Source organism: uncultured Roseobacter sp. (assembly GCF_947488185.1).
Lineage (GTDB): Bacteria > Pseudomonadota > Alphaproteobacteria > Rhodobacterales > Rhodobacteraceae > Roseobacter.
The window spans coordinates 779,802-804,864 of record NZ_CANKYM010000003.1 but is presented as its reverse complement, the minus strand read 5'-3'; the positions used below and the strand labels follow the sequence as shown (position 1 = coordinate 804,864).

Sequence of the window (25,063 nt, the reverse complement as noted above, 5' to 3'; positions counted from 1 at the left end):
AGCGCTCCGGCCTTGGATCAGATCGATAAAAGTGTCGTCTGTCAGCCCCTGTCCCGTCGATCCGCCCCTGAGCGTTAAACCACTACATGTTGTGGCGTTATCGTCGGCCTCCACAAACTGACGTATCTTGCCCTATCGGGTCAACGATATTTTTAGTTTTTTTTGATCTTTCCTCACTTGACGGAAGCCATGTTTTGGTCTGCCCGGTCACCTGCGCGATTCAACATCTTAACAGCCGGTTAATATCCCCAGCCGGAGGGTTTTGGAGCTTCTTGTTGTTGTACTCTATTTTCCAAATAAATTGGCTGACTTAGTCGCCCGGACTGATGCATGACTTCAAACTGTCCACAGACGACCCGCGTTAACGTTTCAATTACTGCGACCAGCGCAAGAAGTTTGACCAGCCGTTCTACCTACTCACGAAGTGTTACATTTTTGTGTCGCGGCGCGGTCGTTTTGCAAATCGAGCCTCCCCATATATAGCGAAGCCTGAAGAAGTGATCGAAAAAATAAACTATATGTAGTACGCGCAAGGTCTCTCAATTTTCTGACTGTAATCCTGGTCAGACGGTTCGATCTCGGCGTGATTCTGATTTGCAGACCCTGTAAAGACGAGAGATGATCCGTAGCTCAGGAGGATAATCGATGTGTCCCCAAGATATGCTCACAGCCGCACTGCGTGACTGGGATGGCGCATCCGCCACAGCACTCCGCGCGATTTATCAACAGCACCACACCGAACCCGACTTCACCCCAGCGCTTGTGGCAGCCTGCCAGGCACCAGATACTGAAAGTGCCGCGACATGGCTGATCAAACACCAATGCGAGATTGGTGGAGCGGTGCTCTTGCCAGAGATGTGCGCCACAGTTTACGCGATGTTGCCAAAATTCACCCATTGGGCTGCCCGGTTGCACATCCTTCAATGCGTCGATCGCCTGCCGATCCCCCAAACGGTGGCCGATACGGTGCTGAGCTTTGTCACGCAAGAGGCCACATCAACACAGAAACTGATCCGCGCATGGTCACTCTATGCCGCTGCGCAACTTGCCGTTCAGCATCCCCGGTACCAATCGGACGCGCAGGCTCTGCTGGCCGCGGCAGCGGACCCCGCCCCAACAGGGGCCGTCGCCGTGAGACTGCGCAAAGCAAGGGCGCTGCTGGATGTCTGATCGCGGCGTCGCGGGCGATCTTGCACTGGGCGCGCTGGTCTGACACCTAAAAAGGTGACTGATGCACTCTTCCAATGGATCGTGGAAACTGGGGCCGAGCGAGGAAACAGCTTGCGGGTATACACTCTACATCGACCTTGAAGGCGCGGACCCGGCCATGCTTGCACCGCGTCGAAACTACAAGGTGTTTGGAGAGGTACCTTTTCTTTCCCGTTGCACAACTCGCGCAGCATCTTAGAAAAAGGTTTCAATGGTCGGAGCGAGAGGATTCGAACCTCCGACCCCCTGTACCCAAAACAGGTGCGCTACCAGGCTGCGCCACGCTCCGACGAAGCACTCTTTAGACGGGGCGTGCGGGTTTGAAAACCCCTAACAGGGCCAACGGGCGTCTGTAGCCAAAAATGTTGGGTGCCGCAGCACGGTGCCGACGGTAATCCCCATCGCTTTCGCCAGCCCGCCGTTTATCTCCAGCACGTGGGTGAGGCCGGAGCCACCGGGAATCGGAGTCTCATCCAGAGGCTGCGCGGAATGATGAATGTTTTGCACCGTCCCGGTCTGGTCGATGAAGATGAGATCCAAAGGAATGAGCGTATTTCGCATCCAGAACGACAGGGTCTGCGGATGATCATAGACAAAAAGCATGCCCGCCGATCCCGGTAGATGTTCCCGGTGCATCAACCCCTGTGCCCGCTCCCGGTCATCATCGGCGACTTCGACGGAAAACCGCGCGTCACCCCAATCGCCTTTCAGATAAACGGTATCGGTGCGGCATGTCTCGGCCACGCCCGCCTGCGCCAAGGCGCACGTCAGCAGCGCGGCGCGCAAGATCATGCCTCGGAGGTGTCCAGCGCCGCTTCCCAGGCAAAGACTTCGGCTGCCATGTGGCCACGCTTGCCCTCGATCACGCGCAGCGCCAGCGCTTCGCCCGGGGCAAGGTCGGACAGACCGGACCGGCGCAACACTTCCATATGCAGGAAAATATCTTCACGACGTCCGAAGACATTTGCAAAGCCAAACCCCTTGCCCTTGTCGAACCATTTGACGCGCGCAGGCTCCAGGGGGGCGGCGGCCACAATGGATGGATCCAGTGCTGCGATATCGGAGAGCCCCACCGACTCGCCTGCTTGCGGTGGTAAAAGAGCCAGGACCTGTGTCGCCTGAACACCACGTTCCGTGCGCTGTACTTCCAGCTCCACCCGTGCGCCATCGGCAACAGAGCTTTGCCCGAAGTTCCGCAAAACGTTAACGTGCAACAGAATATCCGGACCACCCGCGTCAGAAACAACGAAGCCGAACCCTTTTACCGGATCAAACCATTTAACAAGCCCCGTCACCGGGGAAGATATTTCTTCGGTCTCGCTCACTCGTCTTCTTTCAGTCGTCGTAAGGTCTTCTAACATAGTCTTGCGCGAATTAACTTTCTTCTTTCAAGTTGAAACAAAAAAGTTCAGACGAATTTCTCCGCGTACATCGCAAAAGACCTTCGCACAAGCATCGCGCATCCGTGATTTTCCAAGTCATTCTAGTCACAGTTGAATTCCGCCCCATAAACGACTGAAAAATCAAAACACCCCTGATCTATGCACACAATTATGTGCGCTGACAAACAGTGAATTACTGAGACTGGCGCTTTTTCCGACCAGTCAGGGATTGAGACGCGTGATCGACCAGCTATCGTCGAAAGACGCACGGCGCCAGACAAACCGGTCGTGCAGGCGAAACTCTCCATCCGCCCAGAATTCGATCTCCAGCGGCTTGATCCGAAACCCACCCCAGAACGGCGGGCGTGGCGGGTTTGTGCCCTTGGTTGCGGTGACTTTTGCCACCTCGGCCATCAGCGCGGCACGGCTGGACAATGGGCGGGATTGTCTGGAGGCCCATGCCCCCAGCCTGCTCTTGAGTGACCGCGTGGCGAAATAGGCATCCGCCTCTTCCGCGTCGCCCCGCTCCACAACCCCGCGCACCCGCAGCTGACGGCGCAGGCTTTTCCAGTGCATCACGAAAGCCGCCTTGCCCGCGCTGTCAAGCTCGCCTGCCTTGGCACTTTCGTAGTTGGTGTAAAAGACAAAGGCGTCTGGCTCGATCGCCTTCAGCAAGACCATGCGCACATTTGGCAGGCCGTCTTTGTCCACCGTACTTAGCGCCATCGCGTTGGGGTCATTGGGTTCGGTTTTCCCGGCTTCTTCCAGCCAGCTCTGTGCCAGATCAAACGGGTTGTCGCCCGCGAATTTTCCGCTTCTGCTGTCCATTGCATCCTCACATATCTTTCCCGCAGCAAGTGGCGGAACGAGCGCAAAGGTCAAGGGGGTGCGTCGACCTACCTTGATGGACCTGCCGCAATCGCCTAAAGGACGGAAAGGACAAAAACACCACATGACAATCGAGGGACCTTTATGGGAAACGATCTTCTGGCGGGCAAGCGCGGGCTCATCATGGGCCTGGCCAACGACAAATCCATCGCCTGGGGGATCGCGAAGGCCTGCGCCGATGCGGGCGCAGAGCTGGCATTCTCCTATCAGGGGGACGCGCTGAAAAAACGCGTCGATCCACTGGCCGCGCAACTGGGCAGCGACATCGTCCTGCCCTGCGACGTGGGCGACGAGGCGTCGATCGATGCGCTCTTTGACGCGCTCAAGGACCGGTGGGGCAAGCTGGATTTCATCGTGCATGCCATCGGATTTTCTGACAAGAACGAGTTGCGCGGGCGCTATGTCGATACCAGCCGCAGCAATTTCGCCCTCTCCATGGACATCTCGGTCTATTCCTTCACCGCCGTGGTGCAGCGCGCCGAGAAGATGATGACCGACGGCGGGTCCTGCCTGACGCTCACCTACTACGGGGCAGAAAAAGTCATGCCGCATTATAATGTGATGGGTGTCGCCAAGGCCGCACTTGAGGCCTCGGTGCAATATCTGGCCGAAGATCTGGGCAAGGACGGTATCCGCGTGAACGCCATTTCTGCCGGGCCGATCAAGACGCTGGCCGCCAGCGGCATTGGCGATTTCCGCTACATTATGAAGTGGAACGAATACAACTCGCCCCTGCGCCGCAATGTGACCACCGAGGATGTCGGGAAGGCCGCGCTCTTCCTGCTGTCGGATCTGGGGTCCGGCACCACCGGTGAGAACCTGCATGTGGACGCGGGCTATCACGTGGTTGGCATGAAGGCGGTGGATGCACCGGACATGGCCAAGGAATGACCCTCACCGCCCTCGCAGGTCTGGCGCTCTTGCAACTCATGCTCGCGGTGAGCCCCGGTCCAGCGGCGGTGCTCACCATTCGGACCGCCGCGAGCGAGGGGCTGCGCCCCGCCTTGCTGCTGAACCTCGGGCTGACATGTGCCGTGCTTGTGTGGGCCGTGGCGGCGCTCGCCGGGCTGTCGCTGGTGTTTGAGCTGATGCCCTGGGTGCAGACGGGCCTGCGCATCATCGGCGGGCTATTCCTGGTCTGGATTGGCATCTCTCTCTGGCGCCATGCAGCGGAACCGATGCCCGAGCCGGGTGCCCTGCCCCCGCGCAGCGCACTCGGGGCCCTTTGGCTCGGCCTCTTGACCAATCTGGCAAATCCCAAGGCGCTCGCCTATTTCGCAGCCGTCTTCACCGGCATCATCCCGCCGGGCATGACCTGGCTGGACGGGGCCATGATCCTCGCGGTGATCTTCGTGGTCGAGACAGGCTGGTACGCCTGCTTGGCCATTGTCTTTTCCCGCAGCGGACCGCAACGGGTCTACGCAAGCATCAAGGCACGTGTCGAACGCTGTTTCGGCGTCGTACTCGGCCTCTTCGGAGCCCGCATCGCAGCGGGGTAGCATATGACTTTTGAATCCCTGATCGCCTTCAACCTCGTGCTGCTTGCAGCGCTCGCCAGCCCCGGTGCTGCCCTGCTCTATGCCATCAAGACCTGCGTGGCCTCCGGGCGCGCCGCAGGGTTCGCAACCGGCATTGGCCTGGGATGCGCCGCGGCCCTCTGGACGCTCGCGGCGCTCCTGGGGCTCGAAGGGCTCTTTCGCCTTTTCCCTTGGACCTACACTGTGCTGAAGATTGGCGGGGCGCTCTATCTGATCTGGCTCGCGATCCAGACCTGGCGGCACGCGAAATCCCCTCTTGGCGAGACGAGCCGCCCGCATGGGCGTGCGTTTCTCTCCGGCCTGCTGATCAACGTGGGCAATCCCAAGTCCATGCTGTTTGCGGCTGCGGTGATTGTCGTGGTCTTCCCCCAAGGACTGGCCGCGACGGAGATCGCGATCATCGTTGCAAACCACTTCGTGCTGGAGGTCTTTTTTTACGGGGTCGTCGCCCTGCTGCTCTCCAGCGCCCCGGCGCGCCGCGGATACCTTGGGGCGAAACCCGTTCTGGACCGCATTGCCGCGACATTGCTGGGCGCATTGGGACTGCGCCTGCTGACTGAAAGGAATTGAGATGAGCAAAGATCCAAGCCGCCTGCCCCATGAGAAGGGCTTTCACATCAGTTGGGACCAGATCCACCGTGACAGCCGTGCCTTGGCGTGGCGGCTGGATGGCCGTGGGCCCGATGAGGGCGCCTGGCGCGCCATTGTGGCGATCACCCGCGGCGGCATGGCGCCAGCCATGATCGTGGCGCGCGAGCTAGACATCCGCACCGTCGACACGATCTCAATCAAATCCTACGACCACCAGCAGCAGTCCGAGGCCAAGGTGCTGAAGGCCCCGGATGAAGCCTTGATGGGCGACGGCACCGGTATTCTGATCCTCGACGATCTGGTCGACAGCGGCAAAACGCTCGAAGTGGTGCGTGCGCTCTATCCTCAGGCCCATTTTGCAACCGTCTATGCCAAGCCCAAGGGCGAGCCGCAGGTCGATACCTTTATCACCGGGGTCAGCCAGGACACCTGGATTTTCTTCCCCTGGGATATGGCGCTGCAATACGTCGAACCCTATCGCGGGACGGAATAACCCGCCAAAAGAGTTTTCTTGCCTTCGGCGAGGATATTTTGAGCCAGAAGAAGCCGGAGCCGCCAGTTGACCAGAGCCGCCAAATGATCTTGACACGTACCGCCGCCACCTTTGCCCCGCCCGTGATGGAAGCCCGGCGCTGGCTGGAGGGTGTCGCCTTTCCTGCGGACAGGCCGTTGATCAATGTCAGTCAGGCAGCCCCTGTCGATCCGCCCCCTGATGCCCTGCGGCAGGTGATGGCAGAGGTGGCGCTGGGGCGGGATGATGCGCATCTCTATGGGCCGGTGCTGGGCTTGCCGGAACTGCGCGCGGCGCTCGCGCAGGAAACGGGGCGGATTTACGGGGGCGCGGTCTCGACGGATCAGATCGCCATCACCTCGGGCTGCAATCAGGCCTTTGCCGCTGCCATCGCCACGCTTTGTGCCGAAGGCGATGAGGTTATTCTGCCGACCCCATGGTACTTCAATCACAAGATGTGGCTGGACATGTCCGGCGTGCGGACGGTGCCACTGAAGACGGATGCAGCGCTGTTGCCCGATCCGGAGAGGGCAGAGGCGCTGATCACCTCCCGCACCCGCGCAATTGCCCTGGTGTCGCCCAATAATCCCAGTGGCTTGGAGTATCCCGCAGAGCTGCTCCGTGCCTTTTACGATCTGGCGCAGCGGCACGGCATCGCGCTGATCCTCGATGAGACCTACCGCGATTTTCATGCGCAATCGGGCGCGCCGCATGGTCTGTTCGAGGACCCGGAGTGGCCCGATACGCTGATCCACCTCTATTCCTTTTCGAAAGCCTATCGGCTGACCGGCCACCGCGTGGGTGCCATGGCAACCGGGCAGACCCGATTGGCCGAGGTCGAGAAATTCCTCGACACCGTGGCTATTTGTCCCGGACAGATCGGGCAACATGCGGCCCTCTGGGGCATGCAGAACCTCGGTCAATGGCTGGCAGGGGAACGCGCGGAAATCCTGGCGCGCCGGGCGGCCATCAGCGACGGGTTTCCGGTTCTGGCCGAACAGGGCTGGGCGTTGCTGGGACTGGGCGCATACTTCGCCTATCTGCGGCATCCCTTTGCGATGCAATCAAATGATCTGGCGCGACATCTGGTGCGCGATCAGAGCCTTTTGTGCCTGCCCGGCACGATGTTTTATCCCGAAGACGACCCCGACGGCGCACGCCAATTGCGCATCGCTTTCGCCAATCTGGATCAGGACGGGATCGGCGTGCTCTTTGCGCGTCTGGCCGGGATAGACAAGAGCCTGTGAGGCCCCTTGCCCCCCGGGGCGGCTGCGCATAGACAGAACCGCAAAACGTGACAGGCGCGCCAGCGCAAAGGGGTGATATGGCCAAGGGCTCATCAAGCATTTCGAAAACCGCCGTCTGGATCCTGATGGGTCTGCTCATCCTCGGGCTCGCCGGCTTTGGTGCCACCAGCCTGACCGGCAATATCCGCACGATTGGCACCGTGGGTGACATGCCTGTTTCCGTCGACAATTACGCCCGCCAGTTGCAGCAGGAAATCCAGGCCGTGCAGCAGCAGACCGGACAGGTTCTGCCCTTTGCGCAGGCGCAACAGATCGGGCTCGACCGTGCGGTGCTGCAGCGGATCATCGACACCCGCGCGCTGGACCACGAGGCCGCGCAAATCGGGTTGTCCATCGGCGACAGCAACCTGCGCGACCGTATTCTGGAAATCGGTGCCTTCCGGGGTATCGATGGTGCGTTTGACCGCGAAGGCTACCGCTTTGCGCTGGAGCAAAGCGGCATTTCCGAGGCGCAGTTCGAAACCCAGCTGCGCGAGGAAGTGGCGCGCACGCTGATGCAGGGCGCCATCCTCAGCGGCGTGGTGATGCCGGACGCCTTTGTCGATACATTGGTCAACTACGTGGGCGAGCAGCGCAGCTTTACCTGGGCGCGGCTCTCCGAGGCTGATCTGGAAACGCCGATTGAGGCGCCGGAGGATGCTACCCTGCAGGCGCATTACGACGAGAACATCGCTGATTTCACCCTGCCGGAGACCAAGCAGATCACCTATGCGCTGCTGAGCCCGGATGCGATGGTGGATGAGGTGGAGATTGCCGAGGCCGACCTCCGCGAGGCCTATGATCTGCGCAGCGAAGAATTCAATCAGCCCGAACGCCGTCTCGTGGAACGTCTGGCCTATCTGGATGACGAAAGCGCCAGCACGGCGGCGGCAGCGCTGGAAACCGGCACCGACTTTGAGACGCTGGTGGACAACCGTGGGCTCGCGCTGGCCGACATTGATCTGGGCGATGTGACCCTGGCAGATCTGGGCGCTGCGGGTGAAGGTGTGTTTGCCGCCGAGGTGGGTGCCGTTGTCGGCCCCCTGCCCAGCTCGCTGGGTCCGGCGCTTTTTCGGGTGAACGCGGTGCTGCCGGAACAGTTCACCTCTTTCGAGGATGCGCAGGCCATTTTGCGCCCCGAGGTTGCCGCTGATCGTGCCCGCCGTCTGGTGGAGGCGCAGACGGAGAACCTCGATGACCTTCTGGCCGGCGGTTTCACGTTAGAAGAACTGGCGGCAGATACGGACATGGTGCTGAACAAGATCGACTGGAGCACCGAAAGCACCGAGGATATCGCCGCGTATGAGGCGTTCCGGCGCGTGGCGCTGGCGGTGACCGAAGAGGACTTCCCGGAAATCGACCAGTTGGAAGATGGCGGGCTGTTTGCCCTGCGGCTCGATGTGGTATTGCCCCCGCGTCCGGCGCCTTTTGAGGATGTCCGTGAGGAAGTACTGGCGCATTGGCAGGCTGCGGAGGTGGAATCGCGCCTCGCGGCTCAGGTCGACGCGCAGATGCCGCAACTGACCGAGGGCACGCCGTTTGCGGAACTTGGTCTGGATGCGGTGCGGGAAGAGAATCTGCTGCGCAGTGACTTCGTCGGCGGCACCCCGCCCGGGTTCCTGTCAGAGGTCTTCGAGATGGCCGTGGGGGACGTCTCCGTGCAACCGCATGATGGGGCAATCGTTGTGGTCCGGCTCGACGGGATTTCCGGGCCTTCAGAGGACGAAGGAACGGAAAACGTGCGCGCGCAACTGGCCGAACAGGCCGATCAGGCGCTGGCGCAGAATGTCTTCGAGATTTTTGGCACCGACGTGACCCGACGCGCCAATCCGCAGATCAATCCGCAGGCGCTTCAGGCCGTGCATGTGAACTTCCCCTGACCCATGGCGTTGACCCCGGATTTTGAAACCTTCGACGCGGCCTATGCAGAGGGTCGCAACCAGATCGTCTATACGCGGCTGGCCGCAGATCTGGACACACCCGTTTCCCTGATGCTGAAGCTGACGGGGGCGCAAAAGGACGCCTTTGTGCTGGAATCAGTCACGGGGGGTGAAATCCGCGGGCGCTATTCCATCATCGGTATGAAGCCGGACCTGATCTGGCGCTGCCGGGGCGAGACCAGCGAGATCAACCGTGCGGCGCGCTATGACGCGGAGGCTTTTACCCCGCAGGACGGCAATCCGCTGGGCACGCTGCGCGCCCTGCTTGCGGAAAGCCGCATCGCCCTGCCCGATGACCTGCCGCAGGCGGCCGCCGGGCTCTTTGGCTATCTGGGCTATGACATGGTGCGGCTGGTGGAGCATCTGCCAGATATCAATCCCGATCCGCTGGGCCTGCCCGATGCGGTGATGCTGCGCCCTTCGGTGATTGCCGTGCTTGACGGGGTCAAGGGCGAGGTCACCGTGGTCTCCCCCGCTTGGGTGTCGGAGGGCCAATCCGCCCGCGCGGCCTATGCGCAGGCTGCCGAGCGGGTGATGGACGCGGTGCGCGATCTGGAGCGCGCCATGCCCGTGGCCACCCGCGATCTGGGTGAGGCGCAAGCCCCCGGCGCGCCGGTCAGCAACTTCACCCACGAGGGTTATAAGCAGGCCGTCGAGACCGCCAAGGACTACATCCGCGCAGGCGACATCTTTCAGGTGGTCCCAGCGCAACGCTGGGCGCAGGATTTCAAGCAGGACCCCTTTGCGCTCTACCGCTCGCTGCGGCGCACGAACCCCTCGCCCTTCATGTTCTATTTCAACTTCGGCAGCTTTCAGGTCATCGGGGCCAGCCCGGAAATCCTCGTACGCGTCTTTGGCAATGAGGTCACGATCCGCCCCATCGCGGGCACCCGCCCCCGCGGTGCCACGCCGGAAGAGGACAACGCGCTGGAGGCCGATCTGCTGGCCGATCAGAAGGAGCTGGCCGAACACCTCATGCTGCTCGATCTGGGGCGCAACGATGTGGGCCGCGTCGCCAAGATCGGCACCGTGCGCCCTACCGAAGAATTCATCGTCGAACGCTACAGCCACGTGATGCACATCGTCTCCAACGTGGTGGGCGAGTTGCAGGACGACAAGGACGCGCTCGATGCGTTTTTTGCGGGCATGCCTGCGGGCACCGTCTCAGGCGCGCCCAAGGTGCGCGCGATGGAGATCATCGACGAGCTGGAGCCTGAAAAGCGCGGGATCTACGGCGGCGGTGTTGGCTATTTCAGCGCAGGCGGCGACATGGACATGTGCATCGCGCTGCGCACGGCGGTGGTGCAGGGTCAGACGCTCTACATCCAGGCTGGCGGCGGCGTGGTCTACGACAGCGACCCCGAGGCGGAGTTCCAGGAAACGGTGCATAAATCCAACGCCATTCGCCGGGCCGCCGCAGATGCCGCGCGTTTTTCAGGTCAGGGCAACAGCTGATCCATGCCGCGCCAGCCCTTTGAAATTGCGGGAAAACACATCGGGCCCGGCAGTATCGAAACAGTCCACCTTCCCGTCTCCATCCTGCCCGACCACACGCCGGTTAACCTCTCCGTGCAGGTCCATCACGGCAAACGCGCGGGGCCGGTGATGTTCATCTCGGCGGCTGTGCATGGGGATGAGGTGATCGGGGTTGAGATCGTGCGGCGTCTGCTGCGCGCGCCGCAACTCAAATCCCTGCGGGGGACGCTGATGGTGGTGCCCGTGGTGAACACCTTTGGCTTTCTCAACCGCTCCCGCTATTTGCCTGACCGGCGGGATCTGAACCGCTGCTTTCCCGGTCACCCGTCGGGCTCGCTCGGCTCCCGTTTGGCGCATATCTTTCTGAACGAGGTCGTCTCGCGCTGCGATGTCGGGATCGATCTGCATTCCGCGGCGATCCACAGAACGAACCTACCGCAAATCCGTGTCTCGCCCGGTGATGCAGGAACACGGGACATGGCCGCAGTCTTTGGCGCCCCGGTTGTTCTGACATCGCCCTTGCGTGACGGGTCGCTACGGGCAGAGGCCGCCGCGCGCGGCACACCGGTTCTGCTTTATGAGGCGGGCGAAGGCCTGCGCTTTGACGAAATGGCCGTGCGGGCCGGGGTCGCCGGGATCCTGCGCGTGATGCGCAGCATGTCGATGCTGGCGGCGAAGGGCATCGCCAAGGCCAAGGCCAAACCCTATGTCTGCACATCCTCCACCTGGCTGCGGGCGCCTGCCGGGGGCCTCTTGCGCACCTTCCGCGCAGAGGGTGAAACTGTTGTCGCAGGTGACGTTTTGGCCACGATCTCGGACCCCTTTGGTGGGTTGGAAACCGATCTCATTGCCCCCTCGCCCGGCATCCTGATCGGGCGCGCGATCCTGCCGCTGGTGAATGAGGGAGACGCGGTCTTTCACCTCGCGGCCCTCAGCCCCAGCGTTGCGGAAGACACGGTTGAAGACCTGGCTTCCCAGCTCGAAACAGACCCGCTCTTCGACGAAGACGAGATCATCTGACACCGGAAACTGCATCCATTTTTCAGTAAATCCGTCTCAATTGCGGGCTAAAAACCGGGGTCGCGCGCCGCCCAAGCCCGGTTTTCTTGAGAGTATCGAAACTCAGGCAGGTCATTTTGTCAGGACAAGCAGGGCTTTTGATCCGTTGGGGGGTCGCCTTGCATCGCGCAACGACGTCTGGGGCCCGGGTTGACTGGTATTCTCAAAAAGCTGACACGCGGATTTATCCGCCATGTCTGTATCACGAGACCACAATCCTTGTGGAAGCGATACGCCTTGGGCCTGTGTATCGTCTGCATCACGATCTCGGGCGCACATTACGCCTCCATCGTCGCCATTTCCGAATCCGAAGCGGACGCCGAAGCAAGCCAGATCAGCACAAGGCAGGTCATGCTCAGCCAGCGCATCCTTTTCCTGATGCGCGAGAGTGAACGCAACCCGTCAGCGGAAACGGAAGCGCGGTTGCTGTCCGCCATCAAGCTGTTTGAGGATTCAAATATCTGGCTTACAACGCGCAGGGATCTGTCATCGGAACTCCAGCGCCTCTACTTTGACGATCCTGAATTTCCTCTGGACTACTTTTCCCGTCGATTTGTCTCCACCGCGCGCTACACCATCGAGGCCGGCGGTGAGGTAAAGACGAACATGCAAAACCAACTGGTGGCACTGGGTCAGCAAAACCTGCTGTCGGCCCTGAACAGGGCGGCCAATCTGCACGAAGCGCAATCCATAGCGCAGACCCACTGGCTGCACCGGCTGGAAACCATCGCACTGGCCACGGCGCTGTTGATCCTCATGATGGAAGCGTTATTCATTTTCCTGCCCGCACAGGTCTCTGTAAGCCGCACCATCCGGCGGTTCGAACGCCGTGGAAAGCAGCTGAACGCCTCTTTTGAATCCATCCGTCAACGCAACAAAGAGCTGGTCGCCGCACGCAATAACCTGACCCATGCGGCCAATCACGATGCACTCACCGGCCTGCTGAACCGCCGGGCGCTCTATGACTATCTGTCCGGGATCGGAACAGGTTCCAGCGGAGACGTTGCGGTCAGCGTCATGAAAATCGACCTGGATCGTTTCAAGGCCGTCAACGACAGCCTGGGGCATAAAGCGGGTGATGACGTTCTGATCGAAGTAGCCCGAATCCTGCTGGCGCATGCCCGCTCAGATGACCTTGTCGCCCGGATTGGCGGTGACGAATTCGTCATTGTCGTCAAGGCACCAAAGTCAATGGATGACCTCGAACACTTGGGTGACCGTCTGGTGACGGCCATAAGCCAACCCATGCAGATTGAAGGCACCCCCTGCGAAATCGGCGCCAGCATCGGTTTTACGCTGGCAACCTCATCAGTGGCGACGCCGGATCAATTGCTGATCGAGGCGGATCTCGCTCTTTACAAGGCGAAACGCGACGGCAGAGGGCAGGTTTGTGCGTTCTCCGGCGATCTGCGCGAAGAAATCAGCAATCGACAAGCGCTCTTTGCAGAGATCACACATGCACTTGAGGCGGAGCATTTCGAACCGCATTTCCAGCCACAGGTCTGTACCGACAGCGGTCAGCTGTTCGGGTGTGAAGTTCTTGCGCGCTGGCGGCACCCAGACCGCGGCTTGATCGCGCCCGCCACTTTTATTGCTGCAGCGGAAGAAGCAGGTCTGATCCGCCAAATCGATTTGATGATGCTGGAGAAAGGGTTGGATGCCCTGGAAGATTTCCGCACGCGCGGCATTGACGTGCCGACCATCTCGATCAATGCCTCCCCCGCAACTCTGCGTGACCCGAACCTGCCAGACCGCCTACTACAGGAAGTACTCGCTCGTGGCATGGCACCTAGCGATCTGACGATCGAAGTCCTGGAAAACACGCTCATCGAAAGCGACGATGACGATGCCATCCAAACCGTGGAGAACCTGACAAAAGCTGGGTTCTCCGTGGTTCTGGATGATTTTGGCACCGGCTATGCTTCCATGTCGAACTTGTCACGGCTCCGCATTGACGGGATCAAGCTTGATCGATCCATCGTGGAACCGGTGCCGAAAGTCCGCGCCGAAAGCATCATTTCCGCGCTTGTGGCCCTGTCCCGCAATCTCAACATGCGCGTGGTGGCCGAGGGCGTTGAGAATGACGCGCTTTTCGCCCGGATCAAAGAGCTGGGATGCGACGTTGTGCAGGGCTACGCCATCGGGCACCCCATGGCTGCAGAGGATTTTGCCGATTGGTATCGAAACTTCGTCGATAAAACGGCCCAACGCGCCTGAAGAAGTCTATTGCTGCGTGGTCAGCGCTGCGGAAACCGGCACCAGCGCCACCTGCTCCGCACGATCCTGCAACCCCCATAGCAGCAGAGCCGAAATTGTATCTTCACGCAGACGCCCCAGCATGATCACCGCACCGTCCCGTCCCGCCCGAAACGCTGCCTGATCCAGAAAACGGCGGATCACGCTTGGGGTCTGATCGCTGCTGTCAAAGTCTCGGAATACCACAGCAGATGGCACTCCGGCCCTGGCAGCAAGTTTCTGTACGGTATTGAGGCCCTTGTTTTGGGTCACAAAACCATGGCCACTCGCAGCCAGAATTTCGGTTACCTGCCGCGCAGCGTCCCGGGAGCTCTGAACCCCTTCACCCACACCTTCCAACACCCCAACAGCCTCCGGAACCGCATCCAAGGCCACAGCCAGCGACACCTCTGCATCACCCGCCTTCGCGCTCTGCGGCAAGTTCACGGTGGCCAGCACTTCAAACCCCTCTGCGCGATAGGCCGCCATCCGTTCTTTCGCATCGGGCAGGCTGCTGTCGACTGCAAAGCTGATCGGATAGGGGAAACTGCGCAACGCGGGCAGCCCAATCGTATCACGTGATAAATCGACACCTTCGTCCATCAGCACGATCGCCATTACCGGCTTCCCATCCAGATTATCATGCGGCACGGCGAAACGCTCAACAGGACGTTCAGAAATCGTAACCTCTGCTGCCGCATCCTCTTCCGCCTCTGGTAAGAGTATCTCTTCGGGGCCTTGTGCCGCGGGATCGTTCAGCGTCGGCAGGCGGTTGATCTGAACATCCGGTGCCAGATTGCCAAAGGTCCCGACCGGGGTGCCGATGCCTGCCAAGACATCTTCGGAAGCCAGTTCCGGCGCGTCTACGGCATCCTGCGGTAGCGGCGGAGGTGATATGTCGGCAGTCTCGACGTCGTCCTCCACGTCCGAGGCAGACGGTGAAGGCGCGGTCACTGCAGTCTGCGCCGGTTGTGGCGCGGGCCCATCCTCTGCCGTGGCAGGCGTATCGCTTGGCGTGGGCGCATCCGGTTCAGGCTCAAATGCTTGTGTCTCGGACGCAACATCAGGGAGCGGCGGTTGAACAGGTTCCACTGAAATGGACGTGTCTGCAAAATCTGCCTCGGGCGCCACGTCACCCTCCGGCGCAAGACCCGAAGGCTGCACGTTTACAGAGGGTGACTCAGGCTGCGCCGGATCTTCGCTGAGTGCCAGTTCCTGCGTGACTTCCGGCTCCGGTGGCTGTGCAGGGTCCGTGGAGACATTGATCCCCGCATCAACCACCGGCGCTCTCAATCCCATGGCTTGCGGATTGGGCACAACGGGTGTCTCCGTCGTACCCGCACTGATGACGGTTTGATTGCTGTCCACTCCCGGATCACTCAAGAGCGCGGCTGTCCCCGTTTCCGGCTGAGCCGCGGATCGGACCGTGTCCTCGCGCACCGCGGCAAGCGTGTCAGGTTGAGGGGCCGGCGCTTTTGGGGCCTCCTGCCCAGTCACTGGCACACGGTCGCCGCTGGTCGTCTTCGCAGCGGTGGTTGCCGGTTGAGGCGCGTCATCTGTTACGGGCGCAGAAGCCTTGACCACCGGCGCGGTCGGTCCTTCCACAACAACAGATGCAACGCCCGCCGCACACAGGCTGGCCGCCGCACCCCATAAAGCGCCTCTCAGAAATCCTCGTGCCACGCTCCGCTCACCTCTTCGTCTCACACCCGGCTCCGCTGCTGCGTCGAAGACCGGTCCCACTGTGCGGTTCAGACCGCCCCTCACCTTTGCGCCCCTTGACGCAGCGCTGCAAGCCTGAACATGTATGCGCGATATATACCGCGCTAGAGCCCCCGGCCTCCAGCCCTGAATTCAAAGTTTTGGACATGCTGCTGCTGATCGACAACTACGACAGTTTTACCTACAACCTTTTGCATTATTTGGGCAGCCTTGGGGCGGATGTTGTGGTCCATCGCAACGATGCTTTGGATGTGCAGCAGGCCATGGCCATGAAACCGCAGGGCATTCTGCTCTCGCCGGGCCCCTGTGACCCGGATCAGGCAGGAATTTGCCTAAGCCTCACCCTTGCAGCGGCGGAAACCGGCATCCCCCTGATGGGCGTTTGCCTCGGGCACCAGTCCATCGGGCAGGCTTTTGGCGGCAAGGTTGTCCAGGCCAAGGACATCGTGCACGGCAAGCTGGGCCAGATCAGCCACACGGGCAAAGGTCTTTTTGCCGGGCTGCCCACCCCCTTTGCCGCCACGCGCTATCATTCGCTGATCGTGGATCGGGAGACGCTGCCCGACGCGCTGGAGATCACGGCCGAGCTTGATGATGGCACCATCATGGGGCTGCAGCACCGGCATCTGCCCATCCACGGCGTGCAGTTCCATCCGGAATCAATCCGGTCCGAGCATGGTCACGCGCTGTTGCAGAATTTCATCGACGAGATGAAGGTGCCGGCATGAGTGACGCGCTCAAGCCGTTGATTGGCGCGGCAGCCACCGGCCCCTTGACCAAGGATCAGGCCGAGGCGGCGTTTTCCATCCTGTTTGAGGGCGAGGCCACACCCAGCCAGATCGGCGGGCTTCTGATGGCACTGCGCACGCGCGGCGAAACCGTGGATGAATATGCCGCTGCCGCCGCCGTGATGCGCGCCAAATGCAACGCCGTGCGCGCGCCCGAGGGGGCGATGGACATCGTCGGCACCGGAGGGGACGGCAAGGGGACGCTGAACATCTCCACGGCAACCGCCTTTGTCGTGGCGGGCGCCGGTGTCATTGTCGCCAAACACGGCAACCGCAACCTCAGCTCCAAATCCGGCGCGGCGGATGCGCTGACCCAAATGGGTTTGAACGTTATGGTAGGCCCGGATGTGGTCGAAAAAGCGCTGAAGGAAGCCGGGATCGGTTTCATGATGGCCCCGATGCACCACCCCGCCATTGCCCATGTGATGCCCACGCGGGCGGAGCTCGGGACCCGCACGATTTTCAATATCCTCGGCCCGCTGACCAATCCGGCGGGCGTGAAACGTCAGCTGACCGGCGCGTTTTCCCGCGACCTCATCCGCCCCATGGCCGAAACCCTGGGCGCACTGGGGTCAGAAAAGGCATGGTTGGTGCATGGGTCAGACGGCACGGACGAGCTGACTATCACCGGGGTGTCCTGGATAAGTGCGCTGGCGCCGGACGGCACAGTCTCTGATCTGGAGGTGCACCCCGAAGATGCCGGTCTGCCCGTGCATCCGTTCGAGGCGATCATCGGGGGGACGCCAGAGGAAAATGCGCGCGATTTCAATGCGTTGCTGGACGGAAAAACCTCCGCCTACCGCGATGCCGTTTTGCTGAATGCCGCGGCGGCGCTGCTGGTTGCCGATGCGGTCGCCGACCTCAAAGAAGGGGTCGAGAAAGCCGCCGCGTCCATCGACAGCGGTGCTGCACGGGCCAAGATCGACGCGGTCGCGAAAATCACGCAAGCCGCGTGAGCGGTTACTCTCTCAGCGCGTTGGGGCAATGGCGTAGCCTGCCTTTTTTTACGGAGACCTGGCCGTACTTGCAGGAACAGCTGGCCGCAGACACGCGCCAGATCCTGCCGCCCGCGCCCCAGGTGTTCCGCGCCCTGGAGCAGGTTCAACCCGGTGACGCGCGGGTCATCATCCTCGGACAGGACCCCTATCCGACGCCCGGACATGCCCATGGCCTGGCGTTCTCCGCCGATGCGGACACACGGCCACTTCCCCGCTCATTGAACAATATTTTCAAAGAGATGCAGGAGGATATCGGCACACGCCCGCGCACCGCAGACCTTGGTTTTTGGGCCGATCAGGGCGTTTTGCTGCTCAACACCGTGCTCACGGTCCCCGCAGGCGAGGCCAAGGGGCACGATAAACTGGGATGGCAGGCGCTGACCACGCAAGTGCTGGACCGTTTGTCCGATCAGCCCCGTGCCTATCTGCTTTGGGGGGCGGGTGCGCATAAAGCGGCTCTGGGGGTTGATGCGGACGTCAATCTCAAGATCGAAACGGCCCATCCGTCGCCTCTCTCCGCGCGGCGTGGTTTTTTTAGCTCTCGCCCGTTCAGTCGCACCAATGCGTGGTTGCAGGCTCGTGGTGACCGCGCCATAAATTGGGCCAACCCGCCGGAGGCACCATGACTGAAACCATTCTCGACAAGATCAAGGCCTACAAGCTGGAGGAAGTGGCCGCCGACAAGGCCGCCAAACCGCTTGCAGAGGTGGAGGCCGAAGCACGCGAAGCGCCCCCCGTGCGCCCCTTTGCCGATGCGCTGCATCATGCCTCGATCCATGGCTATGGGTTGGTTGCGGAAGTGAAAAAAGCCAGCCCGTCCAAAGGGTTGATTCGGGAGGATTTCGACCCCGCCGCCTTGGCGCAGGCCTATGCCGAGGGGGGAGCAACCTGTCTTTCCGTGCTGACCGACACGCCGAGTTTCCAGGGCGCCAAGGAGTTTCTGGTTGCCGCACGCGGTGCCTGTGACCTGCCCGCGCTGCGCAAGGATTTCATGTACGATCCCTATCAGGTTGCCGAAGCCCGCGCGCTTGGCGCCGATTGCATCCTGATCATCATGGCCTCTGTCAGCGACGAGCAGGCCGAGGAATTGGAAGAGGCCGCGACCGAATGGGGCATGGATGCGCTGCTTGAAGTCCACGACGAGGCGGAACTGGACCGGGCCGGGCGGCTGAAAAGCCGCCTCATCGGCATCAACAACCGCAATCTCAAGACCTTTGAGACATCCCTGGATACGACGCGCACCCTGTCCCGCCGGGTGCCGGAGGATCGGTTGATCGTCGCGGAATCGGGCCTGGGTACGCCCGCGGATTTGGCGGATATGGCGCAGTATGGCGCGCGGATTTTCCTGATCGGGGAAAGCCTGATGCGGCAAGAGGATGTGGAACAGGCCACGCGCGATCTTCTGGCCAACCCGATCACGGCTGGAGGCATGTAGCATGGCCGGCAAGCTCACCCACTTTGACGGCAAGGGCGACGCGCATATGGTGGATGTCGGCGAAAAGCCGGTCACCGACCGGATTGCGACGGCACGCTGCAACGTTAAGATGGCGTCGGAAACCTTTGATATCATTTCAGAAGGGCGCGCCAAGAAGGGCGACGTCCTCGGGGTTGCACGGCTGGCGGGGATCATGGCGGCCAAGCGCACCTCAGACCTCATTCCGCTCTGTCACCCGCTGCCCATCACAAAGGTTTCCGTGGAATTTGCGCCCGATCCTGCGCTGCCCGGCTTTGAAATCGAAGCGACGGTGAAGACAACCGGCCAGACCGGGGTAGAAATGGAAGCGCTGACAGCAGCCTCCATCACGGCGTTGACGATCTATGACATGGCGAAGGCCGTCGACAAGGCCATGCAGATCACCGACCTGCGTGTGGTTCTGAAAGATGGCGGCAAATCCGGCCGGTTCGAGGCGTCATGATACCGGTTGCCGAGGCGCTGGCGCATCTGTTTGCTCTGGCGGACCCGATGGGCACGGAAACCGTGCCGCTGCGCGCGGCGGCGGGCCGTGTTCTGGCGCAGGATGTTCAGGCCAGCCGCACCCAGCCGCCCTTTCATGCGTCTTCCATGGACGGCTATGCGCTGCGCCGCGCAGAGGTTGAACCGGATGCGATGTTCAAAGTCGTCGGCGAAGCGGCGGCAGGGCACGCGTTTGACGGCAAGGTCGGCCCCGGCCAATGCGTGCGTATTTTTACTGGTGCCCCGGTGCCAGACGAAACGGATTTCGTTGTCATTCAGGAGGACGTCACCCGGCGCGGCGATCTGATTACGCTGAACCGCGACATGGATGGCAAGGACAACGTCCGCCCCGCCGGCGTCGATTTCAAAGCGGGGGACAGCATGACAGCGCCCCGGCGTCTTCGCCCTTCCGATGTGGCCCTGCTGGCGGCGATGAACATCGCGCAGGTACCGGTGATCCGCCGCCCCTCGGTGGCGATCATGGCCACGGGCGACGAGCTTGTCATGCCGGGAGAGACACCCGGCCCCGATCAGATCATCGCCTCCAACACCTTTGGGCTTGCCGCGCAACTGGAGGCCGAGGGGGCAGATGCCCGCCTCATCCCCATCGCGCGGGACACAGCGGCCTCGCTGAAAACGGCGTTTCAACTGGCCGCCACCGCCGATCTGATTGTCACCATTGGCGGCGCGTCTGTCGGCGATCATGATCTGGTGGCGCCCGTTGCCGAAGAGCTTGGCATGCAACAATCCTTTTACAAGGTTGCGATGCGCCCCGGCAAACCCTTGATGGCCGGGCGGTTGAACGGCACGCCGATGATCGGCCTTCCCGGCAACCCGGTCTCCGCGCTGGTGTGTGGCAAGGTGTTTGTTGCGCCCGTGATCCGCGCCATGCTGGGCCTCGGGGCGCATCCCGCACCCCAAATGCAGACGACGCTTGCCGCCGCCCTGCCCGCAAATGGCCCACGCGAACATTACATGCGCGCGACCGTCGCATCGGATGGCCTTCGCGCCTTCGATCAGCAGGACAGCTCTCTGCTCAGCATTCTGGCACGCGCCAATGCGCTTTTGGTCCGCCCGCCGCATGACCCCGCGCGCGATCCAGGTGAGCGGATTTCCTATCTGCCGCTCTGAAACCGTTGACACAAAACGGGAACATCTCTAGAACAAATGTTAATTCAGGCGTCGGAGGACCATGAGATGCTCACCAAGAAGCAGTTGGATTTACTGGAATTCATTCACAAGCGCGTGCAACGCGATGGCGTGCCGCCCAGTTTCGATGAAATGAAGGAGGCCCTCGACCTGCGGTCGAAGTCCGGCATCCATCGGTTGATCACGGCGCTGGAGGAACGCGGGTTTATCCGCCGCCTCGCCCACCGCGCGCGCGCCATCGAGATTGTCAAATTGCCCGAAAGCCTCGGCGGCGCTTCGACCTCCGGCTTTGCGCCGCGTGTCATTGATGGCGACAAACCGGACGCGCCGATGCCCGCAAATGCACAATCTGTCCGCCCTGTGGCGGCGACCGAGGTACCCTTAATGGGTCGGATCGCAGCGGGCGTGCCGATTGAGGCCATCAGTCAGCATTCCCAAAGTGTCGCGGTTCCCGGTCAGATGCTGTCCGGCTCCGGAGAGCACTATGCGTTGGAAGTGCGCGGCGACTCGATGATCGACGCCGGGATCAACAATGGCGATGTGGTCGTCATCAAAGAGACGAACGTGGCAGATAACGGCGACATCGTCGTGGCCCTGGTCGAAGATCACGAAGCAACGCTGAAACGCTATATGCGCAAGGGCAATGCGATTGCTCTGGAGGCGGCCAACCCGGCCTATGAGACCCGCATTTTCAACGAAGATCAGGTCAAGGTGCAGGGCAAGCTCGTTGGGTTGATCCGCACTTACTGACGGCGCATCTTGTCGCGGTACCACGGGGTCCAGAGCCTGTCGCCCGTCCGGTCACGAACGGAACTCAGGCGCACCCCATCTCCGCTCTGCATGATGGCAACGGCCCCCATGTCCTGTAGACGTTCCGGGTCAAGTAGGATGCAAGATGACGCGCGTTTCGGCAGGTCCTGATTGGCGACGACAATCTGCCCCTCGGCGCATCCGTCAAAAGCCGCAACCGCCTTTTTGCCGGACAAGTGGGTCACACCGATGCCCCCCGGCAGAGGGGCTGCGGGTGTCTCGGGCCAACGCGCGGCCGCCGTGAACTGATCGGTCGCATCGCCGTCATTCTCAAGCCAGTTCTGCGCGACAAAGCCTGCGCCCTTGGCCTTGCTGAGCGCACGGCCCTGATCCGTCATCACCCCCACAAGCGCGCCATTCTCGGCGATCAGGCCTACCGGGCGATCCGTCGTGGCCCAGAGCCAGAAGGCGACAAGCACAGGCGCAACCCCGATCAGCCGCGTCCGCCCCTGCCACAGGCAGAGCCATAAGAAGCCGAGGGCAATCATCGGCAAGACAATGACTTCGGGTCCATGGACAAAGGAGCGCGCGCCATCCAGATTGGCCACGAAACTGCCCACCCAGAGGATCCAGCGCAGCCCGACCCCCATGATCCACAACCCGATCCAGTCCAGCCCGAGAGGAGCCAGGATCAGCGCCAGCACGGCAGCGGGGATCACCACCGTGCCCATCATCGGCACCGACGTCAGGTTGGCCAGCAGCCCGTAATGCGAAATCGCGTTGAAATGCGCAGCCCCGATGGGCGCCGTGGCCAACCCGGCCACCCCTGAGGAAATCAACACCGCGACAACGGGCTTGGCCCATTTCGGCCCCATGCCGATGCGGTGATCGCGCATGTATCCAAAGACCGCGACAAGGGCGGTCGTGGCGGCGAAAGACATCTGGAACCCCGGACCAAGCAAGGCTTCGGGCCGCAAGAGCAGGACAATCGTGGCAGCGATGGCGACGGCGCGCAGGGAAATCGCCCGACGGTTCAGCATCAGCGCCGTCAGCGCCACGGCCACCATGATGAACGCCCGTTCGGTTGCGACATTGCCGCCCGACAGGGCCAGATAGCCGGAGGCCACGATCAGCGCGCCGCCCGCCGCCAGTTTGCGCGCAGGCACCCGCAGTGCCAAAGGCGGGACCAGCGCGATTGTCAGGCGCAGCAGGGCAAAGACGAACCCGGTCAACAGGCCCATGTGCAGCCCGGAAATTGCCAGCAGATGCGCCAGATTGCTGGCGCGCAGGTCATCGAGCGCTTCCTGGCTGATCGAACTGCGCGCACCGGTGGTGACCGCGACGGCAAATCCGCCCACGTCACCGGGCAGAATATCCAGCATGCGTTTGGCAACGGCCATCCGCACCCGGAACACAGCCAATTCCAGTTGATCATCCTGGGGTGGTGCGATTGCCAGCAGCGGCACCCGCGTGTAACCGACCCCGCCCAATTGCCCGAACCAGGCGTGGCGCTGGAAATCAAATCCCCCCGGTTCCACCGGTCCGCCCGGCGGGGAGAGATGCGCCGTGGTCATGACACGCAGGCCCGGTGCCGGGGCGATGCTGAGGCTCTGATCGCCGTGCAGCGAGATGCGCACCCGCTCCGGCGTACGTTGGGGCGAGACCCGCTCCAATACCACCTGATCCAATGTCACGCGCAGCGCATCTGAGCTGCTGCGGTCCAGATTGACCACACGCCCCTCGACGGGTCCGTAGTACCGCCAGCCCATGACCGGGCTTGCCACATCATGCGCCCGGTAGGCCGCCAGCAGGAAACCAGATGCGACAAGGACAAGGGCGATGGCCAGCGGGCTGAACGCCTCCCCCAACCACCGGCCCGCCAGCAGGATCAGAAAGGCACCCAAGCCCACGCTGGCCAGAAAGACGGTGGAAGGTTCGAACCGCAGCAGAAAGTAGAGGCCGATGCCAATGGCAAGACACACCGGGACCCATTCAAAGAGCGACCCGCGTTGATCGAGCAAAATGGCCCGGATCCGTGTCACGCAGCACCTCCTTGCCCCCGGTTAGCGCACTGGATAGACAGACACTCTAGATTTACGCCCCTCATGGTTACTGAAAGGTAAACACCTGCATGTCCGCGCCCGTTGTCACCCGTTTCGCGCCCTCTCCCACCGGTTTCCTGCATATTGGGGGCGCGCGCACGGCGCTCTTTAACTGGCTTTATGCGCGAGGACGTGGCGGCAAGTTCCTGCTGCGGATCGAGGATACGGATCGCGCCCGCTCCACCCCCGAAGCCACAGCCGCCATCCTTCAGGGCATGGCGTGGCTGGGTCTCGATCACGATGGCGAGATCGTCAGCCAGTTCGAAAACGCGCCCCGTCACGCCGCCGTGGCCGAGGAGTTGCTGGCCGCCGGCAAAGCCTACAAATGCTTTGCCACGCAGGAAGACATCACCGCCTTTCGTGAAGCCGCGCGCGCCGAAGGCAAAAGCACGCTCTACCGCTCCCCGTGGCGCGATGCGGACCCAAGCACCCATCCCGATGCACCCTATGTGATCCGGATCAAGGCACCGCAATCGGGCGAAACCGTGATCCGGGACCGCGTGCAGGGCGATGTCACCATCCGCAACGACCAACTCGATGACATGGTGCTGTTACGTTCCGATGGCACGCCCGTCTACATGCTGGCGGTTGTTGTCGATGACCATGATATGGGCGTGACCCATGTGATCCGGGGGGACGATCACCTCAATAATGCCGCGCGCCAGATGATGATCTACGAGGCGATGGGCTGGGATGTGCCGGTCTGGGCGCATATCCCGCTGATCCACGGACCCGATGGCAAGAAACTGTCGAAACGCCACGGCGCATTAGGCGCACAGGAATATCAGGCGATGGGTTACCCGGCAGCGGGCATGCGCAACTACCTCGCCCGACTGGGGTGGAGCCATGGCGATGACGAATTTTTTACCGATGCGCAGGCCCGCGACTGGTTCGATCTGGATGGAATCGGCAAAAGCCCGGCGCGGTTTGACCTCAAAAAGCTGGAAAACCTGTCGGGCCAGCATATCGCACAATCCGATGATGCCGCGTTGCAGCAGGAAATTGCGGAATACCGTGTCGCGGCAGGAGAACCTGCGTTGACGGACGCGCAGTCAGACGCCTTGCTGCGCGCCATGTACTGCGTGAAAGAGCGTGCGAAGACCTTACCCGAACTCCTTGATAAAGCACAGTTTGCGTTAACCTCCCGCCCTGTAGAACCGGACGAGAAAGCAGCCAAGAACCTTGATACGGTATCCCGTGGTATACTCAAGGATTTGACGCCGCAGTTGCAAACTGATAGCTGGGACAGAGAAAATCTGGAGGGCCTCCTGAACGCTTTTGCGGCAAGCAAGGACACCAAGTTCGGGAAACTGGCCGGGCCTCTGCGCGCAGCGCTTGCAGGCCGGGCGGTCACACCTTCGGTATTCGACATGATGCTGGTTCTGGGCCAAGAAGAGACCCTCGCCCGTTTGACAGATGCAGCTGAAGACGCCGGGTAATACCCTGCGCAAGGAATTGGCCCGATGCGCCCTGCATCAAGAGCCG

The 25,063-nt window shown here is 61.6% G+C and carries 23 protein-coding genes and 1 tRNA gene; 18 read left to right on the top strand and 6 right to left on the bottom strand.

The features are described 5' to 3' along the window. Positions 1-645: 645 nt before the first annotated feature. Positions 646-1,170, top strand: a complete 525-nt coding sequence (locus Q1A52_RS15120; RefSeq protein WP_300017025.1) for a hypothetical protein — start codon at positions 646-648, stop codon at positions 1,168-1,170. A gap of 251 nt (positions 1,171-1,421) precedes the next feature. Here Q1A52_RS15120 and Q1A52_RS15115 read toward each other — a convergent pair. From Q1A52_RS15115 to pdxH, 4 genes are all read right to left on the bottom strand, one after another. Continuing rightward, a tRNA-Pro gene (locus Q1A52_RS15115) sits at positions 1,422-1,498 on the bottom strand. A 41-nt stretch (positions 1,499-1,539) separates the two neighbouring features. Continuing rightward, positions 1,540-2,001 carry a DUF192 domain-containing protein gene (locus tag Q1A52_RS15110; RefSeq protein ID WP_300017022.1) on the bottom strand — a complete coding sequence of 154 codons (462 nt, stop codon included), beginning with the start codon at positions 1,999-2,001 and terminating at the stop codon, positions 1,540-1,542. Next, positions 1,998-2,534, bottom strand: coding sequence for a cold-shock protein (locus Q1A52_RS15105; RefSeq protein ID WP_299783026.1), 537 nt, complete (start codon positions 2,532-2,534; stop codon positions 1,998-2,000). The genes Q1A52_RS15110 and Q1A52_RS15105 overlap by 4 nt, the downstream gene beginning before the upstream one ends. A 279-nt stretch (positions 2,535-2,813) precedes the next feature. Further along, a complete protein-coding gene (gene pdxH, locus Q1A52_RS15100) occupies positions 2,814-3,419 on the bottom strand; it encodes a pyridoxamine 5'-phosphate oxidase (protein ID WP_300017019.1) in 606 nt (201 codons plus the stop codon). 144 nt (positions 3,420-3,563) lie between these two features. On the opposite strand from pdxH, the gene fabI reads away from it, so the two are divergent. The 9 genes from fabI (at position 3,564) to Q1A52_RS15055 (ending at position 14,097) form a co-directional block, all read left to right on the top strand. Beyond that, positions 3,564-4,370, top strand: a complete 807-nt coding sequence (gene fabI / locus Q1A52_RS15095) for an enoyl-ACP reductase FabI (RefSeq protein WP_299783024.1) — start codon at positions 3,564-3,566, stop codon at positions 4,368-4,370. Then, positions 4,367-4,978, top strand: coding sequence for a LysE family transporter (locus tag Q1A52_RS15090; RefSeq protein ID WP_300017016.1), 612 nt, complete (start codon positions 4,367-4,369; stop codon positions 4,976-4,978). The genes fabI and Q1A52_RS15090 overlap by 4 nt, the downstream gene beginning before the upstream one ends. 3 nt (positions 4,979-4,981) lie before the next feature. Then, positions 4,982-5,587, top strand: a complete 606-nt coding sequence (locus tag Q1A52_RS15085) for a LysE family translocator (protein WP_300017013.1) — start codon at positions 4,982-4,984, stop codon at positions 5,585-5,587. A 1-nt stretch (position 5,588) separates the two neighbouring features. Then, entirely contained in the window at positions 5,589-6,101 is a 513-nt protein-coding gene (gene gpt / locus Q1A52_RS15080; RefSeq protein WP_299953267.1) for a xanthine phosphoribosyltransferase, read from the top strand. 83 nt (positions 6,102-6,184) lie between these two features. Beyond that, on the top strand, positions 6,185-7,366 hold the full coding sequence (locus Q1A52_RS15075) for an aminotransferase (RefSeq protein ID WP_300017009.1): 1,182 nt from the start codon (positions 6,185-6,187) through the stop codon (positions 7,364-7,366). 77 nt (positions 7,367-7,443) lie between these two features. Continuing rightward, positions 7,444-9,285: a SurA N-terminal domain-containing protein gene (locus Q1A52_RS15070; RefSeq protein WP_300017006.1), complete on the top strand. Its 1,842-nt coding sequence runs from the start codon at positions 7,444-7,446 to the stop codon at positions 9,283-9,285. A gap of 3 nt (positions 9,286-9,288) precedes the next feature. Further along, complete coding sequence (gene trpE / locus Q1A52_RS15065; protein ID WP_300017003.1) at positions 9,289-10,800, top strand: anthranilate synthase component I; 1,512 nt, start codon at positions 9,289-9,291, stop codon at positions 10,798-10,800. A 3-nt stretch (positions 10,801-10,803) separates the two neighbouring features. Next, entirely contained in the window at positions 10,804-11,841 is a 1,038-nt protein-coding gene (locus tag Q1A52_RS15060; RefSeq protein WP_300017000.1) for a succinylglutamate desuccinylase/aspartoacylase family protein, read from the top strand. Positions 11,842-12,030: 189 nt separating this feature from the next. After that, positions 12,031-14,097 carry an EAL domain-containing protein gene (locus Q1A52_RS15055; protein ID WP_300016997.1) on the top strand — a complete coding sequence of 689 codons (2,067 nt, stop codon included), beginning with the start codon at positions 12,031-12,033 and terminating at the stop codon, positions 14,095-14,097. A 6-nt stretch (positions 14,098-14,103) separates the two neighbouring features. Here Q1A52_RS15055 and Q1A52_RS15050 read toward each other — a convergent pair whose 3' ends face one another. Then, positions 14,104-15,798 carry a divergent polysaccharide deacetylase family protein gene (locus tag Q1A52_RS15050; RefSeq protein WP_300016994.1) on the bottom strand — a complete coding sequence of 565 codons (1,695 nt, stop codon included), beginning with the start codon at positions 15,796-15,798 and terminating at the stop codon, positions 14,104-14,106. A 185-nt stretch (positions 15,799-15,983) separates the two neighbouring features. Here Q1A52_RS15050 and Q1A52_RS15045 point away from each other — a divergent pair, with 185 nt between their 5' ends. From Q1A52_RS15045 to lexA, 7 genes are all read left to right on the top strand, one after another. Next, on the top strand, positions 15,984-16,565 hold the full coding sequence (locus Q1A52_RS15045; RefSeq protein ID WP_300016991.1) for an aminodeoxychorismate/anthranilate synthase component II: 582 nt from the start codon (positions 15,984-15,986) through the stop codon (positions 16,563-16,565). Next, the gene (gene trpD, locus Q1A52_RS15040; protein WP_300016988.1) at positions 16,562-17,581 is read left to right on the top strand and encodes an anthranilate phosphoribosyltransferase; all 1,020 of its coding nucleotides are present in this window, start codon (positions 16,562-16,564) and stop codon (positions 17,579-17,581) included. Before Q1A52_RS15045 ends, trpD begins: the two co-directional genes overlap by 4 nt. Continuing rightward, positions 17,578-18,249 (top strand): uracil-DNA glycosylase, encoded by a 672-nt coding sequence (locus Q1A52_RS15035; protein WP_300016985.1) that lies wholly within the window; start codon positions 17,578-17,580, stop codon positions 18,247-18,249. Before trpD ends, Q1A52_RS15035 begins: the two co-directional genes overlap by 4 nt. Next, complete coding sequence (trpC, locus tag Q1A52_RS15030; RefSeq protein ID WP_300016982.1) at positions 18,246-19,058, top strand: indole-3-glycerol phosphate synthase TrpC; 813 nt, start codon at positions 18,246-18,248, stop codon at positions 19,056-19,058. The genes Q1A52_RS15035 and trpC overlap by 4 nt, the downstream gene beginning before the upstream one ends. 1 nt (position 19,059) lies before the next feature. Further along, positions 19,060-19,539 (top strand): cyclic pyranopterin monophosphate synthase MoaC, encoded by a 480-nt coding sequence (gene moaC / locus Q1A52_RS15025; RefSeq protein ID WP_300016979.1) that lies wholly within the window; start codon positions 19,060-19,062, stop codon positions 19,537-19,539. Continuing rightward, positions 19,536-20,708: a gephyrin-like molybdotransferase Glp gene (gene glp, locus Q1A52_RS15020; RefSeq protein ID WP_300016976.1), complete on the top strand. Its 1,173-nt coding sequence runs from the start codon at positions 19,536-19,538 to the stop codon at positions 20,706-20,708. Before moaC ends, glp begins: the two co-directional genes overlap by 4 nt. Before the next feature lie 66 nt (positions 20,709-20,774). Then, the gene (gene lexA, locus Q1A52_RS15015) at positions 20,775-21,476 is read left to right on the top strand and encodes a transcriptional repressor LexA (protein WP_299826993.1); all 702 of its coding nucleotides are present in this window, start codon (positions 20,775-20,777) and stop codon (positions 21,474-21,476) included. On the opposite strand, the gene Q1A52_RS15010 is transcribed toward lexA, so the two are convergent. Next, complete coding sequence (locus tag Q1A52_RS15010; RefSeq protein WP_300016972.1) at positions 21,470-23,518, bottom strand: ComEC/Rec2 family competence protein; 2,049 nt, start codon at positions 23,516-23,518, stop codon at positions 21,470-21,472. The genes lexA and Q1A52_RS15010 overlap by 7 nt on opposite strands. An 89-nt stretch (positions 23,519-23,607) precedes the next feature. Here Q1A52_RS15010 and gltX point away from each other — a divergent pair, with 89 nt between their 5' ends. Continuing rightward, positions 23,608-25,017, top strand: a complete 1,410-nt coding sequence (gene gltX / locus Q1A52_RS15005; protein ID WP_300016969.1) for a glutamate--tRNA ligase — start codon at positions 23,608-23,610, stop codon at positions 25,015-25,017. Positions 25,018-25,063 lie beyond the last annotated feature (46 nt).

Bases quoted from the DNA above. Each gene is read 5' to 3' on its own strand.
- gltX (WP_300016969.1), top strand. From the start codon at position 23,608: ATGTCCGCGCCCGTTGTCACCCGTTTCGCGCCCTCTCCCACCGGTTTC.
- Q1A52_RS15110 (WP_300017022.1), bottom strand. From the start codon at position 2,001: ATGATCTTGCGCGCCGCGCTGCTGACGTGCGCCTTGGCGCAGGCGGGC.
- trpD (WP_300016988.1), top strand. From the start codon at position 16,562: ATGAGTGACGCGCTCAAGCCGTTGATTGGCGCGGCAGCCACCGGCCCC.
- trpC (WP_300016982.1), top strand. From the start codon at position 18,246: ATGACTGAAACCATTCTCGACAAGATCAAGGCCTACAAGCTGGAGGAA.
- Q1A52_RS15060 (WP_300017000.1), top strand. From the start codon at position 10,804: ATGCCGCGCCAGCCCTTTGAAATTGCGGGAAAACACATCGGGCCCGGC.
- glp (WP_300016976.1), top strand. From the start codon at position 19,536: ATGATACCGGTTGCCGAGGCGCTGGCGCATCTGTTTGCTCTGGCGGAC.
- moaC (WP_300016979.1), top strand. From the start codon at position 19,060: ATGGCCGGCAAGCTCACCCACTTTGACGGCAAGGGCGACGCGCATATG.
- Q1A52_RS15090 (WP_300017016.1), top strand. From the start codon at position 4,367: ATGACCCTCACCGCCCTCGCAGGTCTGGCGCTCTTGCAACTCATGCTC.
- Q1A52_RS15085 (WP_300017013.1), top strand. From the start codon at position 4,982: ATGACTTTTGAATCCCTGATCGCCTTCAACCTCGTGCTGCTTGCAGCG.
- fabI (WP_299783024.1), top strand. From the start codon at position 3,564: ATGGGAAACGATCTTCTGGCGGGCAAGCGCGGGCTCATCATGGGCCTG.
- Q1A52_RS15120 (WP_300017025.1), top strand. From the start codon at position 646: ATGTGTCCCCAAGATATGCTCACAGCCGCACTGCGTGACTGGGATGGC.
- Q1A52_RS15070 (WP_300017006.1), top strand. From the start codon at position 7,444: ATGGCCAAGGGCTCATCAAGCATTTCGAAAACCGCCGTCTGGATCCTG.
- lexA (WP_299826993.1), top strand. From the start codon at position 20,775: ATGCTCACCAAGAAGCAGTTGGATTTACTGGAATTCATTCACAAGCGC.
- pdxH (WP_300017019.1), bottom strand. From the start codon at position 3,419: ATGGACAGCAGAAGCGGAAAATTCGCGGGCGACAACCCGTTTGATCTG.
- Q1A52_RS15075 (WP_300017009.1), top strand. From the start codon at position 6,185: ATGATCTTGACACGTACCGCCGCCACCTTTGCCCCGCCCGTGATGGAA.
- gpt (WP_299953267.1), top strand. From the start codon at position 5,589: ATGAGCAAAGATCCAAGCCGCCTGCCCCATGAGAAGGGCTTTCACATC.
- Q1A52_RS15045 (WP_300016991.1), top strand. From the start codon at position 15,984: ATGCTGCTGCTGATCGACAACTACGACAGTTTTACCTACAACCTTTTG.
- trpE (WP_300017003.1), top strand. From the start codon at position 9,289: ATGGCGTTGACCCCGGATTTTGAAACCTTCGACGCGGCCTATGCAGAG.